This is a genomic window from Mycoplasma suis str. Illinois (assembly GCF_000179035.2).
Lineage (GTDB): Bacteria > Bacillota_I > Bacilli_A > Mycoplasmatales > Mycoplasmoidaceae > Eperythrozoon_A > Eperythrozoon_A suis.
In genome coordinates this window covers 259,599-273,710 of the sequence record NC_015155.1, presented here as the reverse complement: position 1 = coordinate 273,710, position 14,112 = coordinate 259,599, and the positions used below count along the sequence as shown (strand labels likewise).

The window sequence follows — 14,112 nt, the reverse complement described above, 5'->3', positions numbered from 1 at the left end:
TAAGGGAAATCTTAAAAATAACTAGATTAACACTGAAGATTTATCTTCGCAACTTAAAGATATAGTAGATTTTTCTGTCCCAGAAAAGATAATGGGAAAATTATTTTTTTCTCCTTGAAGTTGTCACTTTAATTTCTCTTTACTCTTATTAATTGCATCCTGCAGCTCTTTGCATTGAATTCCTTCCAAAAAAATTTCTGAAGTTTGCTTTTTATCTTCAAAATAACTATTTGAGTTTGACTTCAACATATTCCCTCAAGTATTGTTCGCTAATCTATTTCGATTATTGCTCTCCAGAATTCAAAAGGATTCTTGAGAGATAAAGAAATTTCATCATATAGGATCTTCTACCTTTCCTAAAAGTCAAAAAAGGGTTTGATTTTTTAAATCCTTATCTTCAGCATTTATGTATTGTCATTTATTTTCTTTAGTTCCTACCATTTTTAAATTTCCTCTTTCTCTCTTTATGTCTTCTCTTTCTCCATTGCCGACAAATATTTTTCCATCTTCTTTTTGTTTAAAAATAGATATATTATTTGAATTTCTATTTCTTCTCCGATCTTTGGAGAAGAAAGAAATTGTTCCGCTACTGGCAGCTCCAGTTGTCAGTAAAAAAACAGATGATAATAGATTTTTTAGCATTTAGAAGTTAGTGATTTTAGTTCAAATTTTAGGTTTTTTTAGACTTTTTTGTCTCTTCAATCCCTCTAACAGAGGGCTTTTAGTTAAGTCTAATTAAATTTGTGGTTTTTTATCTTCACAATTTATTAATAATTTTTCAGAATTTACTTTTTCTTCTAAGTAACTCTTTATATTCTCTTTTTCTTGAATTTTTTTAATAAGTTGATCACACCTATAATCTTCCAGAAAAATTTCTAAAGATTTACTTTCTTTAGATTTATCTAATAAATTACTTGAACCAGTAGATTGGAGCATTTCACTTCATTTTCCTGAAGATGAATTCCCTCCCAACTGTTGTCTCTTACTACTATCTAAATATCATTTAGAGTTTTGGGCAATCAAAAAATTTCATCATTCAGGGTTTTCATCTTTTCCTTGCTTGTAAAAAGTTAAATTATTGGAATTCTTATTCCTATTTTGATCTTTGGATAAATAAGTTATGGTGCCGCTTCCAGCGGCTCCAGTAGTTAATAAAAGTACAGGAACTAAAAGACTTTTTAGCATCTGAAATTCCTTAAATTTTAGTTAGATTTTTAATCTTTTATTTTTTCTCGCTCCCTTTTGGGGAGCGAGAAAAAAACTACTAACTAATTAAATTTGTGGTTTTCTGTCGACGCACTTTATTGTTAAACCTTTGGAATTTTTTTCATTTTCTAAATATTCTTTTGTTTTGTCTTTTTTCTTAATTTCTTCAATGAGATCTTGACATTTAACATCTTCTAAATAAATTTCTAAAGATCTATTTCCTTTAGAAATTTCTTGACCAACAACTCCTTCTTTTTTAGTTATTTCTCCTCATCTTTCTCTACCTCCTATTTTTTGTCTATCTTGACCTTCTAAAAATCAATCAGAATTTTGTTCAATAAAGAAATTTCACCAATGATCTGCCTGATCTTTCCCTAACAGTCAAAACAAAAAATTATTGTTTGAAACCTTTTTATCTTTAGCTTCGACAAACTTTCAATTATTGTCTATATTTCCGATCATTTTTAAATTTCCATTTTTAGTTTTTACTGTTTCTTGTAGGTGATTTCCGACAAGAATTTCTCCACTTTCAAGCTCTTTATAAATTGTTAAATTGTTTGAATTTTTGTTCCTATTTTGATCTTTAGAAAAGAAAGTTATAGTTCAACTTCCGACTGCTCCCGTAGAGATCAGAAGTAAAGGAGCTAAGAGAGTTTTTAACACTTAAGTGGTTTCATTTCCATCTAAATTTGTGGACTTTTATTTTTGCAATTAATTGTTATTCCTTCAGAATTTATTTTTTGCTCTCAATATTTCTCAATCTTTTTCCCTTTTTTAATTAATTCAACTAATTTTTCGCAAGTAATTCCCGCAAGATAAATCTCTGAGGATTTATTTTTCTTACTCTTTTCCTCAGTTTTAGTTATTTCACTTCACTTTGAAGAACCTGCTAACTGTTGTCTTTTTTGTTTTTCTAGAGTTCAACCAGATTCTTTGGCTATAAAGAAATTTCATCATTCTTCCCTCTGATCTTCTCCCAATAATCAAAATAAAAATCTCTGACTACTATCTTTTTCATCTTTGGCTTGGACAGATTTTCACTCTCTATCTATATTTCCAATCATCTTTAAATTTCCTCTCTTTAGTTTCACTTCTTCTTGCATTTCATTTCCTATAAGTATTTCTCCTTTTTCTCCGAAACTATAAATTATGAAATTATTTGAATTTTTATTTCTGTTTTGATCCTTAGATAAATAAGTTATGGTGCCGCTTCCAGCGGCCCCAGTAGTTAATAAAAGTGCAGGAGCTAAAAGAGTTTTTAACACTTAAAACTTTTATTTATTAAATTTCTTCTCCCCTTCTTCTAGAAGAAATTCCTCTTATTAACTAAATTTGAAGTTTCTTATTTTTACAACTTATCGATATATTTTTTGAATTTATTTCCGCATTTAAATATTCTTTAATTTTTTCTTTACTTTCTATCTCTTTAGTGAATTCTTCGCAACTAACTCCCATTAAATAAATTTCTGATATCTCTCTTTTTGTAGATCCTTCAGTAGAACTTTGAGTTCCAGTATTATCAGACTTAATAATTTCACTCCACTCTCCACCCTTACCAAATTCTTGTCTCTTATTTTTTTCTATAGATCATCCGGAATTTCTTTCAATGAAGAAATTCCATCATTGAGTTTCTGGACTTTTACCTAATCATCAAAATAACAATCTTTCACTAAACCCTCTTTTATCTTTAGCTTGAACAGATTTTCACTTACCATCTATATTTCCTACCATTTTTAAAATTCCTCCAACTTGCTTTACTTCCTCTTGAAGTCCGTTGCCTATAAGTATCTCTCCTTTGTTTCCTCCCCAGTTATAAATTGTTAAATTGTTCGAGTTTTTGTGTCTATTTTGATCTTTTTGCAGAAAAGTGAAAGTGCCCCCCCCCCCAGCGCTCCACTAGACAATAAAGCTATTGGTAACAATAATTTATTCAAAGGTTTAACTTACTTTCCCCTAAATTAGGGGGGGGGAAATTATTTTTAACCAAAAATTGAAGAAATTGGATTTCTTTTTTGACAACTTACAGAAATATTGTTATTTTCTCTACCACCATTTTGGAAGTATTGTTTAATTTTTTTTCCATTTTTTATGGAATCGCAAGTAAGACCTTTTACATAAACTGTTGAAGAATTTTTCTTTTTCTGTGTTTGTTCAGAAGGAGAATTTCCATTAGTCATATCTTTTCAATTTGCATTAATTCCCAAATTATTACTTCTTCCCCCTCATAATCAGGATACTGATTCTAAAGCTGAATCAAAGAACCCTCCTCCCGATTCTTTCCCTAGTAACACTAAAGTGTTTTTATTTTTCTTATTGGAAGAAGTACCACTATCTACTCTTTTTCATTTCTCTCCTGAAAAGCCAACAATATTTATTTGATCTTTTTTAGTCTTTAGTTTGTCTGACAAACTATTACCAATTACTATTTTTCCTCCAACACTTCCTCCCTCCACATCCTTATAAATAACTAAATTATTTGAATTTTTGTTTTGTTCATTCACATTTTTAGAGAAAAAAGTAATTGTTCCTCCCCCTAAAGCTCCAGAGAAAAGAGCTATAGGAATTACTAACTTTTGTAACACTTAGAACCCTCTAGCCTTTGATTTAAAAGTTTAAATTTTTAAAACAATTTTTGACCCCCCCACAAAGGGTCAAAAAATAATTAAAGGCTTAGAGATTTAATTTCTTCTTCATTTCCCTCTATTCTTTGCTCACAAGCTAATCCAGAAGTATTTTTTTCCTTAAAACCTAATGTTTTACAAATATCTTTAGTAAATATGCCAGAAGTTTTTAATTCCAATCCAATAACTTCCCCTTTAGTTTGTCCCTCTTTTTCTCCTTTTATTACTTTCCCTAATCCATTAATCATGTCTCCAACTTCTTCATGAAATCCTCCTGCAGTCCAAACTAGTTTGACTGCAGAATCAGATCTTTTCAGAACAGAACTTACTCTAGGATAAATAGAATCTTTAATTGCCGAAGAAACAGGAACAGCTATTCCTGCTCCTGTAGCTAGGGCAATTAAAGCTTTAAGTAGCATAATTTAATACTTCTTAGTTTTGGTGGCAACTTAAAATTGCCAATCCTTCACCATTGGCCAATAACTTAATTGACTCTTGATTATTCTTCAATTTCTCTTCATTTCTGTAATCAAAAACTTTCTTTAATTGTTCATCTTTTTCTATAGAAAAGTTTTTGTTTATTCCCTTGCAATCTAACCCACTAACATAAAAAGTTACTTCACCCCCTAAGCTACTCAAATATGGAATTCTTTCATTTTTTCTTTCATCTTCTGATTGAATATTTTGGATCATCGGAGTTCATTTTGGATCACTAGTATCTTCTTGATGTCCCCATTTTTCTCCTTTTAGTGAAAATGAGGAATTATTTTTTCCATCATTACTGAAATTTCAGGAATCTATTTTTAAAGTTATTTGACCTCCACTTTTTCCTTCTGCTTGCGCAGAAGTACTTTCCCCTATTTCTAGTGAGCCTGAAGAATTTTCTTTAAAAAGAGTTAAAGTATTTGAGTATCCAGAGGCTTTTGCCTCTGGAATTAAAAATGTTACGCCCCCCCCCGCGATAGTTCCTGCAGAAACAAACAAAGGAATTAAAAACTTACTACCTAACATATGAAAGTTATTTTGGAATTTTTAGTTAGTGCTACTTTGCTCGCAAGCCAATCCAGCTTTGACATTGGAAGAATCAAAACCTAATTTTTCACACATATCTTCTTTAAAAGTTCCTGATGTGTGAATTTCCACTCCAATTAAATCTCCTCTGGATTGCCCATCTTTATCTCCCCTTATAACTTCTCCTAAACCATTAATTAACTTTCCCGCTTCCTTGTGAATATCTTTTCCAACTCATTCAAGTCTAACTATTGATTCAGCTTCTTCCAAAGCTGAATAATGATTTGGGCTTATAGTATCTTTAATTGCTGAAGAAACTGGAACTGCAACTCCCGCTCCAGCAATTAAAACTGCTAATGCTTTTATAAACATTTAAAAATTACTTAACCGTTTTTATATTTTTATGGCAACTTCAAAGAGCAAATCCTGTTCCTGATTCATTTGGAATCATTTTTATTGGATCTTTATTTTCACTATTTCTTTCTCCTTCTTGAAAATTAAATAATTTTCTAATTGAATTATTTTCTGTATTGAAATTTCTTTCTATTTCGTCACATTTCATCCCCTTAACATAAAGAACTGTTTTTCCGCTCAATCCATCTAAGTAGGATTCAGAATTTTCAAATTCTTGTCCTTCAGCATCAATATCTTTAACCATTCTTTGCAAATTAGAAGTTGAAACTAAATTCTTTGTTTGCTCAGGATCTTCTTGATCAGTATCTCCAAAAAGATTTAGGTAAAAATTACTTTTACTTCCTTCTTTATATTTCCAAGAATCTTTTTGTAGAGTTACAAAACCAATTTGATTTCCTTTTTCCTCTAATCCTTTTTTAGGATCAACAAAAGGATTTTTGTTAGTTATATCTAAGTGTCCTTGAGAATTTTTCTTATAAAAAGTAATAACATTTGAATCCTTTTTGGGAAAAAATAAAACAGTTGATCCGCCTCCTGCTACTGCCCCAACAGAAGCTAAAAGTGGTAATAAAAATTTACCTGCCAAGTTACTAAATTAAAAAATTGTTATTTTAGTCTTTCTTGATTTGCTCACAACCTAAAGAAGAGCTTTCTTCATTTTCTTTTGTAAAGCCTAAATCTTTACAAATCTCCTTATTAAAAGCTCCAGAAGTTTGTAACTCTAAACCTATTATTTCTCCCATAGATTGATTTACATTTCCTCCTCTTATTACTTTTCCTATACCATTAATTAGCTGCCCAACTTCTTCTTGTAGCCCTCCAGAAGTTCATTCCAAAGTAACTATGGATTCAGAATTTTTCAAAACTGAATGAGATTTAGAATGGAAAGAGTCTTTAATTGCTGAAGAAACAGGAACAGCGACTCCCGCACTAGCAATTAGAGCAATTAAAGACTTAACTAGCATAAAACTTATCTAGATTTATGAAGAGTACTTAAATCTTGATGACAACTTCAGAAAGATATTCCACTCCCATTAGAAAGGAACTTAATGGGACTTTCATTATTCTTTTGTTGCTCTTCTTTTCTGAAGTTGAAATTATCTTTAAGAGATTCTTCAGGCTCTACTATGAAATTTCTATTAATTTCTCGGCAATCTAAACCTTTTACATAGAAAGTAGCTTTACCCCCTAATCTCTCTAAATAAGAAGTCTTTTCAGATCCTTTTTGCTCTTCTTCTCCAGTATTTTGAACCATTCCTTTTCATTCAGCATTTTTCAAAAATTTTTGTGATTCTTTTTCACCTATCAAGGTGAAAGAAGAAGTATCTTGATCTTTAGATTTATATTTTCAAGAATCTTTCTGTAAAGTTACAGCTCCTATTTTGCTCCCTTCCTCTGGCTTTCCTTCTGCATTAGCAAAAGGATTAATTCCTACATCTAAGGATCCAGAAGAATTTTTCTTATAAATAACAACTGCATTAGGTTCTTCGGAGGGTTTTCTCTCCGGAACTAAAAATGTTACTCCCCCCCCGCGATAGTTCCTGCAGAAATCAAAATAGGTAACAATAGCTTACTGCTTAGCATATGCTAGTTTATTTTAGAAAAAGGACTTAACCTTTTCTGGATTGCTCACAAGCTAATCCAGATTTTTTATCTTCAGAGTCAAATCCTAAATCTTTGCAAATGTTTTCATTAAATGTTCCTGAAGTTTCAAGTTGCAATCCTATAACTTCCCCTTTAACTTGTATATCTGAATTTTCATTGTGAATCATTTTCCCGAAACCATTAATTAAATTACCTACTTCTTGTTGAACTCCTTTACCAACTCAAGAAACTCTAACTATTGATTTAGAGTTTTTCAATGTTGAATGAGAACTTGGAAATACAGAATCCTTAATTGCTGTTGCCGCTGGAACAGCAGCTCCAGCGCTAGCAATTAACACAGCTAAAGTTTTTATCAACATAAATCTATTCGAGAGTTTCTAAACTCTCGTGACAACTTCAATAAGCTAATCCTCCTTGTTGGCTAGGGAACATTTTTGCTGGAATCTTATCGTCAGTCAACTTAAATACCTTTTGAGTTTCTTCATCCAAAAATGAAAAGTTAAATCCAATATTTTTGCAATCTATCTTGTCTATATAAAAAGTTGCAGTTCCACTAAGTCCATCTAATGGGTTTGAAGGTTCAGAATTTTGACCTTCTTCTTGATTTTCAGGCTTCATATCCTTAACTAATTGTTTTCATTCGGAGCTATTTTTATTACTTTCTTCGACTTCTTGAGCAAATTCTCCCAAAAGATTTAATTGAGAATTTCCCTGATCACCTTTTTTGTATTTTCAAGAATCTTTTCGCAAAGCAATTGTTGCTATTCCAACCCCTTGTTCTTGTCTTCCTTTTGCATCAGCAAAAGGATTCTTACCTAGAATTAGTTGACCATCAGAATTTTTCTTATAAAGAGTTAAAACATTTGGTTCCTTAGAGGGCTGAGCCTCCGGAACTAGAAAAGCTACGCCCCCCCGTGAAAGCTCCAGCAGAAACAATTACTGGCCAGAAAAACTTACCTAACATAAATCTATACTCTTACTCCCTGATGGCAACCCAAACCACTTTGTTTCTCTTTTTCAGGATCTTCTGGGAATCCCAAATTTTTACATACATCATCATCAAAAGTTCCTCAAGTTGTTAGTCTAAGTCCTATAACCTCAGCAGCATTTTGAGATCGTTCTTGCCTCTCACCTTTATGAATAATTTCTCCTAATCCATTAATTACTTCCCCAACTTTATCCTTCATATTTTCTCCCATTCACTCAATCTTTACTACAGAATCAGCTGATCCTAATATGGAATCTACATTATTTACAATCATTCCCTTTAATGTAGATGCCATTGGAACTCCCATTCCAGCTCCAATACCCAAAATACTTAAAGCTTTTAATAACATCTCCTATTTAGTTTAGTTTTCTCTCTGTATACAACTTCAAATTAACACCTTACCTCCCTCATAAGTTCTCATAGAAAAAGTATTGTGATCAAACATATTTCTTTCTCTAACTTTTGAATTTTCAAAAGTTTTATTTAATCCATCACAATTTACTCCTTTCAAATAAATCTCAGCTGATCCATTATGTTCTTGACTGTTATCTACTAAAGTATCTTGAACTCCTCTATTTCCACCATTCCTTTCTTCTACCTTTAATGTTTCCTGATTCATTTTTTGCCATGAAGAAGAATTTGTTTGTGGACTATTACTTTCTTGTGGGAGCTCTGAAACTTCTCTCTTTACTTCTTTAATCTTTTCCTCAGCTTCTTGAGGAGTGAACTCAAATTTTTCCCTAGTTTCTGGTTCTTTCATTTTTTCACCTGATAGGTGAAAACTTTGAGGTCTTTCAGAATTTACTCCTGAATCTTTCAAATTATCATACTCTCAAGTTTGACCACCAAATCTTAAAAAGAAAGTTTTCTTTTCTTTCCCTTCTCTATTAGCGCTAAATTCTTCATCTCCTAAACTCAACTTTCCTGAATCTTTACTCTTGTATAGGGTGACAATATTTGGATTATTTTTTTCCTCTTTTAACTGAGGAATCAACATTGCTGTTGTTCCTCCCAAAACTCCTCCAACTGGTAACAAAAGAGATAAAAATAATCTATTAGAAAACACCACTAACTCTTACTTTTAAGCACTAAATTTTACGAAAATTTAATTTAAATAATTTCTCGTGTCTATGAAGGTAATAATAGCTTTAGGAAATCCAGGAAAAGAATATGAAAACACAAGGCATAATGTTGGTTTTCATATTCTAGATAAATTCCATTCACTACATAATTGCTCTCCATTTGAGAACTTTTTAGGCTCTCAAATATCAAAAGGTAATTTTCTGAATGGAAATAAATTTATTCTTTGCAAACCTTATGAATTTATGAATAATTCAGGAAAAACATTCATAAAGTTATTTCACTTTCTGAAATTAGACATAAATAATGTCCTATTAATTTATGACGAGCTAGATGTTCCTTTGGGGAGTTACACACTAACTAAGAGGAAAGAAAAGAAAATTTCTCACAATGGAGTGAGAGATTTAGAAAATTTCTTTCCTCTTGATAGTATTCTGAAAATAAAAGTAGGTATTAGACCTCAAAGCGGGAAAAATCTAATAATTAAAGATTTTGTTATGGATAAGTTTTCTCCAGAAGAGGAAAAACAAATATCTTCATTAGAGAAGAATTTCTTTTCTATTATTGAAAAATTTATTTCCCTAAACGAAAAAGAGATTCAAAATCCAATAAATTACATCAAAAGATAACTAAATTTTTTCCCCATCTAGGGGAAAAATAATTCTTTTTATTCTTTTGTGTATTTTTGCATTTTCTCATTAAAAAATTCATACTCCTCAGAAGACAATATTTTTATATTTGATCCTTGTATTATTTCCTCTGCATTTCAAAATTTTTCTTTGCAAATGGCTTTTTTCAAAATAAACAGTTATTTTTCCTCTTTAAAGAAAGCTTAAAAAAATATTCTCCCCTTTATTCGGGGAGTTTATTTTCTTCCTAATTAAAGAACAAAGTATAAGTGATTTTCTCCAACACTACTTGGTGAATTAGGTAAAGCTTCTTTCAAATCTTTCAAAAATTCTTTATCTGAATTTTTATTTTCTGCATTTTGACATTCTCACATAACAAGACTTAAATGATTTTCATCAATTCTCTCAGTATTTGAGTTTTTCTCAAAGAAAGGTAAAAAATTTTCTTGGCCTTCTTGTAGAGATTTATGTTTTAAATCTGAAAACTTTCTATTTATGTCTGCACAAGTAGCTCCTCCCACATAAATTGTTAAATCTCCGTGAAATTTATTATTTCCTTTCTTCTCTTTAGGTACAACAGGATTTCTATGTTTACTTTCTCTTCCATCATCCCCAAATTCTTCTTCTCTCAAAACATTGGCTCAATCTTTTTGTTCTGAAACATCTCTAGTGTAATTACCTGTAGTTAATCTGAATGAACTTCCATTTTGGTTATCTATATTGTGCCTTCAGCCATCTTTATCTATTACTAAAAAAGAAGTTGAACTTAATGGAAGTTCCTCTTTTTCTGGGCCTCCCAACTTTAAATGGCCTCCTCCAGTTCTCTTATAAATTGTGATGGTGTTTGCGTCTCCATCATATTCTTTTTTAAATAGGAAAGTTGCTGCACCTCCAGAAGCAACTCCTCCCACTAAAACCAAAGGAAGTAAAAAGTGACCTAAAGCCATTATTCTTTAGCGCTTAATTCACAACTAATTCCAGCTAATAAAGCATTACCTCCAGTAAGTCCTAACTTACTGCAAGTATCCTTCTCGAACATTCCCCAAGATTTAAGTTCCAGACCTAAAACTTCTTCTTTCTTTCCCCCTCCACTTGGATTAGGACTATCAATTACTTTCCCTAAACCACTTAGGAAAAGTCCTAAGTTTTGCTCAGATCCTTCTCCCAATCACTTAACTTTTATGACTGATTTTGCTTGATTAGTCACTTCTGAAGCTGAAGGAAATTGTGTTTCCCTTAAAGAAGCGACTACAGGGAATCCAATTCCAGCTGAAGCAGCCAAGATTCCCAATAACTTAAGAGCAAACATTATTTAAAAGTTATGCAGAAGGAGATTTAGAGAACTTTTCTAAATCTCCATTAAATTCTGGGAATGTTTCTCTAAATTCTTTCATAAATGTTTCATATTTCTTTTGTTCTGCTGTATCCATACAATCCCACATTAAAAGACTAGATGTTTTTGAATCAGTCACAATATCTTTGTTTTGACCAAACACTTTTGTTTGCTCTTTAAGCTTGTACTTAAGTTCTGAAGATTTTTTAATTATGTCGCCACAAGTTGCTCCTCCAACATAAACTACTAGTTCTCCATTAAATTTGTCATTACTTTTTCTAGTAGAAGGTCTAGTAATTCCATTACTTCCGGAAACAACATCTTCATCTCTTGAGTCATCTTTCAATACTTTCCCTCAACTTCCTTTTCCCTCTAAATGTCTTATGTAATGTCCTGTAGTTAACTTAAAAGAACTTCCATTTTGGTTGTCAATATTATGTTGTCAACCTTCTTTATCTATTGAAAATATAGAAGTTGAACTCAGAGGAAGTTCCTGAGTTTCAGGACCTCCTAAACTTAAATGACTTCCGCCAGTTCTTTTATAAATAGTTAATGTATTTGCATCCCCTTCATGTTCTTTCTTAAACAAGAAGGTTGCTGCCCCCCCCGCAGACAATCCCCCTACCAAAACTGCAGGAAATAAAAAGTGTCCTAAAGCCATTACTCTTTAGCGCTTAATTCACAACTAATACCTGATAACAAAGCATTTCCTCCAGTTAAACCAAGTTTTTTACATACATCTTTCTCAAACATTCCTCAAGACTTAATTTCTAATCCCAATATTTCTTCATTCTTTTTGCCTTCCTTACTATCAATTACTTTTCCCAATCCACTTAGGAAAAGTCCTAAGTTTCGCTCAGAACCTTCCCCTAATCACTTAACTTTTATTGCTGATTTAGCTTTGCTAGTTACTTCTTCGGCAGAAGGAAATTGATTTTCTCTTAAAGAAGATACTAAAGGGAATCCTACTCCTGCCGAAGCAGCTAGGATTCCCAATAACTTAAGAGCAACCATTAACTATATATAGAGAAATTTATTGTATTTTGCATAATTTTCAGAAAACTTACCCATTAAAAATACCTGAAAAATTATTGCAATAAGAAATTCAAATTATTGAAAGTTCCTCCCCATTGAGGGAAAACTTCCTTTAACTCTTTCAAGAATTCCCCATATTCTTTTTTATCTTCTGAATTGTGACATTCTCACATAATAAGACTTAAATTCTTTTCATCAAATCTAGCCATATCAACACTTTTAGAAAAAAATGGTAGAAAAGTATCTTCTTTTCCCCCATTTTTTTGGTGTTGATAACTTAAGTCTGAAAATTTTTGACTTATATCTTGACAAGTAGCTCCTCCCAAATAAATTGTTAAATCTCCGTGGAATTGATTTCCACTTCGATCTTCAGAATCTCTTTTATCTTTTTTAGATTTATTAGTTTCTCCATCATCTTCTATTTCACTTTCTTGCAAAACATTTCTTCATCCCATTTTCTCATTATTAGATAATGTTCTAATTTGATTTCCTGTAGTTAATCTAAAGGAATTTCCATTTTGATTGTTTGTATTGTGTTTTCAACCATCTTTATCTAAAGAAATAATAGTTGAAGATTCTTTAGAAAGATCTTGATTTTCAGGATTTCCTAAACCTAAATAACTATCTTCAGTTCTCTTGAAGATAGTTATTGTATTAGCATCTCCTTCATGTTCTTTTTTAATCAGAAAGGAGGCTGCGCCTCCAGAAGCAAGACCTCCTACTAAAACAAAAGGTAATAAAAAATTACCTAAAGCCATTTTTACTTAACACTTTTTTCACAACTAACTCCAGATAATATAGCTCCGCTTCCAGATAATCCAAGATTTTTGCAAATATCTTTATCAACTATTCCTCAAGATTGAAGTTCCAATCCCAGAATTTTTTCTTTTCCTTTATTTCCGTCAATATTTGGGCTATCAATAACTTTTCCTAATCCATTTAGGAAAAGTCCTAACTCTTCTTCAGAACCTTTTCCCACTCACTTAACTTTTATGGCTGATTTAGCCTTATTAGTTACTTCTTTTGCAGAAGGAAAACTAGTTTCCTTCAAAGAAGAAACTAAAGGAAATCCAACTCCGGCTGAAGCGGCCAAAATTCCCAATAATTTAAGAGCGACCATTAATTATTTTTGTCTTCTCTAAAAGATGGATTTTTTAATCTTCCAATTTAAGTTCGGAATTGAAATTTGGATCTTCTTTGTTTTGGCACTTTCACTTAAAGAAACCATCTTTTGTTAATAAAAAATTAGCAGCGTTAGCTTCTAAGAAAGACAAAAATCCTTCATCTTCTTTTCAATCTTTATGTTTTAAGTCTGCAAGTTTTTGATCTATTTCTTGACAAGTAGCTCCTCCGAAATAAATAGTTAGATCTCCGTGAAAGTTGTTGTCAACTTTCACTTCTTGTGAAGAAGTATTTACACTTTGTCGATTACTTTCATTTCTATTAATTTCAGGATCATCTTCTTTCTTCAGGACAGCTTCTCAGCCTCCTTGTCTAGATAAATTTCTAGTTTGAACTCCTGTAGTTAATCTGAATGAATCTCCATTCTGATTATTTGTATTGTGTTTTCAGCCTTCCTTATCAAAAGATAGGAAAGAAGAAGGATTATTAGATAGGTCGGGATTCTCGGGAATCCCTAAACCTAAATTACCTGATCCCTTTCTCTTAAATAGTGTTAGTGTGTTTGCATTACCTTCATATTCTCTTTTCATAAGAAAAGAAGCTGCCCCCCCCGCAGACAGTCCTCCAACCAAGACAATGGGGAATAAAAGGTTTCCTAATGCCATTATTGTTTATTACTCTTTTCGCAACTAATTCCAGATGTTAGGGAATTAGTTCCGGAAAATCCTAATTTTTGGCAAATATCATCTTCAAAAGTTCCTCAAGATTTAATTTCTAAACCCAAAATTTCCTCTTTTTTACCTTCTTTATTATCGACAACTTTTCCTAATCCCCTCAAAAGAGTTTCAAGTTTTTCTTCAGCTTCCCCTCCCATTCACTTAACTTTTAGGGCAGACTTAGCTTGTTCAGTCATTTCTGAAGCTTTAGGGAAAGAATTTTCCCTAAAAGAAGAAACTATTGGAAAACCAATTCCTGCAGAAGTAGCGAAGATGCCAAGTAGTTTGAGAGCTACCAATGTATGCTAGAAAACCTTATTATATTTAAATTTTTTATCTTTCTTGGATAAAG

At 31.7% G+C, this 14,112-nt stretch carries 27 protein-coding genes; 2 read left to right on the top strand and 25 right to left on the bottom strand.

What is annotated here, in order from left to right:
- Positions 1–21 precede the first annotated feature (21 nt).
- From MSU_RS01660 to MSU_RS04540, 12 genes are all read right to left on the bottom strand, one after another.
- Positions 22–642: a hypothetical protein gene (locus tag MSU_RS01660; RefSeq protein ID WP_013608988.1), complete on the bottom strand. Its 621-nt coding sequence runs from the start codon at positions 640–642 to the stop codon at positions 22–24.
- 93 nt (positions 643–735) lie between these two features.
- On the bottom strand, positions 736–1,185 hold the full coding sequence (locus MSU_RS01655; RefSeq protein WP_013608987.1) for a hypothetical protein: 450 nt from the start codon (positions 1,183–1,185) through the stop codon (positions 736–738).
- Positions 1,186–1,272: 87 nt separating this feature from the next.
- A complete protein-coding gene (locus MSU_RS01650; protein ID WP_013608986.1) occupies positions 1,273–1,869 on the bottom strand; it encodes a hypothetical protein in 597 nt (198 codons plus the stop codon).
- A 20-nt stretch (positions 1,870–1,889) separates the two neighbouring features.
- Positions 1,890–2,471 (bottom strand): hypothetical protein, encoded by a 582-nt coding sequence (locus MSU_RS01645; RefSeq protein WP_013609791.1) that lies wholly within the window; start codon positions 2,469–2,471, stop codon positions 1,890–1,892.
- 61 nt (positions 2,472–2,532) lie between these two features.
- Complete coding sequence (locus MSU_RS01640) at positions 2,533–2,937, bottom strand: hypothetical protein (protein WP_237696904.1); 405 nt, start codon at positions 2,935–2,937, stop codon at positions 2,533–2,535.
- 248 nt (positions 2,938–3,185) lie between these two features.
- Positions 3,186–3,788: a hypothetical protein gene (locus tag MSU_RS01635; protein ID WP_013609789.1), complete on the bottom strand. Its 603-nt coding sequence runs from the start codon at positions 3,786–3,788 to the stop codon at positions 3,186–3,188.
- A gap of 80 nt (positions 3,789–3,868) precedes the next feature.
- The gene (locus MSU_RS01630; RefSeq protein ID WP_013609788.1) at positions 3,869–4,246 is read right to left on the bottom strand and encodes a hypothetical protein; all 378 of its coding nucleotides are present in this window, start codon (positions 4,244–4,246) and stop codon (positions 3,869–3,871) included.
- Between the two features lie 13 nt (positions 4,247–4,259).
- Positions 4,260–4,838, bottom strand: coding sequence for a hypothetical protein (locus tag MSU_RS01625; RefSeq protein ID WP_013609787.1), 579 nt, complete (start codon positions 4,836–4,838; stop codon positions 4,260–4,262).
- A gap of 21 nt (positions 4,839–4,859) precedes the next feature.
- Complete coding sequence (locus tag MSU_RS01620; protein WP_013608980.1) at positions 4,860–5,210, bottom strand: hypothetical protein; 351 nt, start codon at positions 5,208–5,210, stop codon at positions 4,860–4,862.
- A gap of 7 nt (positions 5,211–5,217) precedes the next feature.
- Positions 5,218–5,838 carry a hypothetical protein gene (locus MSU_RS01615; protein WP_013609786.1) on the bottom strand — a complete coding sequence of 207 codons (621 nt, stop codon included), beginning with the start codon at positions 5,836–5,838 and terminating at the stop codon, positions 5,218–5,220.
- Positions 5,839–5,863: 25 nt separating this feature from the next.
- Entirely contained in the window at positions 5,864–6,217 is a 354-nt protein-coding gene (locus MSU_RS01610; protein WP_013608978.1) for a hypothetical protein, read from the bottom strand.
- A gap of 5 nt (positions 6,218–6,222) precedes the next feature.
- Positions 6,223–6,561, bottom strand: coding sequence for a hypothetical protein (locus tag MSU_RS04540; protein ID WP_148221836.1), 339 nt, complete (start codon positions 6,559–6,561; stop codon positions 6,223–6,225).
- Between the two features lies 1 nt (position 6,562).
- Here MSU_RS04540 and MSU_RS04635 point away from each other — a divergent pair, with 1 nt between their 5' ends.
- Positions 6,563–6,718 carry a hypothetical protein gene (locus MSU_RS04635; protein ID WP_158304034.1) on the top strand — a complete coding sequence of 52 codons (156 nt, stop codon included), beginning with the start codon at positions 6,563–6,565 and terminating at the stop codon, positions 6,716–6,718.
- A 144-nt stretch (positions 6,719–6,862) separates the two neighbouring features.
- Here the strand turns inward: MSU_RS04635 and MSU_RS01600 are convergent, their stop codons facing one another.
- Genes MSU_RS01600 through MSU_RS01585 form a run of 4 tightly spaced genes read right to left on the bottom strand, consistent with a single transcriptional unit; the run spans position 6,863 to position 8,914 of the window.
- Positions 6,863–7,216: a hypothetical protein gene (locus MSU_RS01600; protein WP_013608976.1), complete on the bottom strand. Its 354-nt coding sequence runs from the start codon at positions 7,214–7,216 to the stop codon at positions 6,863–6,865.
- A 4-nt stretch (positions 7,217–7,220) separates the two neighbouring features.
- The gene (locus tag MSU_RS01595) at positions 7,221–7,793 is read right to left on the bottom strand and encodes a hypothetical protein (RefSeq protein ID WP_013609784.1); all 573 of its coding nucleotides are present in this window, start codon (positions 7,791–7,793) and stop codon (positions 7,221–7,223) included.
- A 32-nt stretch (positions 7,794–7,825) separates the two neighbouring features.
- The gene (locus MSU_RS01590; protein ID WP_013609783.1) at positions 7,826–8,194 is read right to left on the bottom strand and encodes a hypothetical protein; all 369 of its coding nucleotides are present in this window, start codon (positions 8,192–8,194) and stop codon (positions 7,826–7,828) included.
- A gap of 12 nt (positions 8,195–8,206) precedes the next feature.
- Positions 8,207–8,914, bottom strand: coding sequence for a hypothetical protein (locus MSU_RS01585; protein ID WP_013608973.1), 708 nt, complete (start codon positions 8,912–8,914; stop codon positions 8,207–8,209).
- Positions 8,915–8,975: 61 nt separating this feature from the next.
- Between MSU_RS01585 and pth the strand changes: the two genes are divergently transcribed.
- Positions 8,976–9,554 carry an aminoacyl-tRNA hydrolase gene (gene pth / locus MSU_RS01580; protein WP_013608972.1) on the top strand — a complete coding sequence of 193 codons (579 nt, stop codon included), beginning with the start codon at positions 8,976–8,978 and terminating at the stop codon, positions 9,552–9,554.
- A 38-nt stretch (positions 9,555–9,592) separates the two neighbouring features.
- Here pth and MSU_RS04910 read toward each other — a convergent pair whose 3' ends face one another.
- The 9 genes from MSU_RS04910 to MSU_RS01540 form a co-directional block, all read right to left on the bottom strand.
- Positions 9,593–9,724 (bottom strand): hypothetical protein, encoded by a 132-nt coding sequence (locus MSU_RS04910; protein ID WP_269763701.1) that lies wholly within the window; start codon positions 9,722–9,724, stop codon positions 9,593–9,595.
- Between the two features lie 81 nt (positions 9,725–9,805).
- A complete protein-coding gene (locus MSU_RS01575) occupies positions 9,806–10,501 on the bottom strand; it encodes a hypothetical protein (protein WP_013609781.1) in 696 nt (231 codons plus the stop codon).
- Positions 10,501–10,863 carry a hypothetical protein gene (locus MSU_RS01570; RefSeq protein WP_013608970.1) on the bottom strand — a complete coding sequence of 121 codons (363 nt, stop codon included), beginning with the start codon at positions 10,861–10,863 and terminating at the stop codon, positions 10,501–10,503. Before MSU_RS01570 ends, MSU_RS01575 begins: the two co-directional genes overlap by 1 nt.
- 10 nt (positions 10,864–10,873) lie before the next feature.
- Positions 10,874–11,548 (bottom strand): hypothetical protein, encoded by a 675-nt coding sequence (locus tag MSU_RS01565; RefSeq protein WP_013608969.1) that lies wholly within the window; start codon positions 11,546–11,548, stop codon positions 10,874–10,876.
- Positions 11,548–11,901 carry a hypothetical protein gene (locus tag MSU_RS01560; RefSeq protein WP_013608968.1) on the bottom strand — a complete coding sequence of 118 codons (354 nt, stop codon included), beginning with the start codon at positions 11,899–11,901 and terminating at the stop codon, positions 11,548–11,550. The genes MSU_RS01565 and MSU_RS01560 overlap by 1 nt, the downstream gene beginning before the upstream one ends.
- A gap of 74 nt (positions 11,902–11,975) precedes the next feature.
- The gene (locus tag MSU_RS01555) at positions 11,976–12,680 is read right to left on the bottom strand and encodes a hypothetical protein (protein ID WP_013608967.1); all 705 of its coding nucleotides are present in this window, start codon (positions 12,678–12,680) and stop codon (positions 11,976–11,978) included.
- 2 nt (positions 12,681–12,682) lie between these two features.
- Positions 12,683–13,042 carry a hypothetical protein gene (locus tag MSU_RS01550; RefSeq protein WP_013608966.1) on the bottom strand — a complete coding sequence of 120 codons (360 nt, stop codon included), beginning with the start codon at positions 13,040–13,042 and terminating at the stop codon, positions 12,683–12,685.
- Positions 13,043–13,076: 34 nt separating this feature from the next.
- The gene (locus MSU_RS01545) at positions 13,077–13,709 is read right to left on the bottom strand and encodes a hypothetical protein (RefSeq protein ID WP_013609780.1); all 633 of its coding nucleotides are present in this window, start codon (positions 13,707–13,709) and stop codon (positions 13,077–13,079) included.
- Positions 13,709–14,059, bottom strand: coding sequence for a hypothetical protein (locus MSU_RS01540; RefSeq protein ID WP_013609779.1), 351 nt, complete (start codon positions 14,057–14,059; stop codon positions 13,709–13,711). The genes MSU_RS01545 and MSU_RS01540 overlap by 1 nt, the downstream gene beginning before the upstream one ends.
- Between the last annotated feature and the right edge of the window lie 53 nt (positions 14,060–14,112).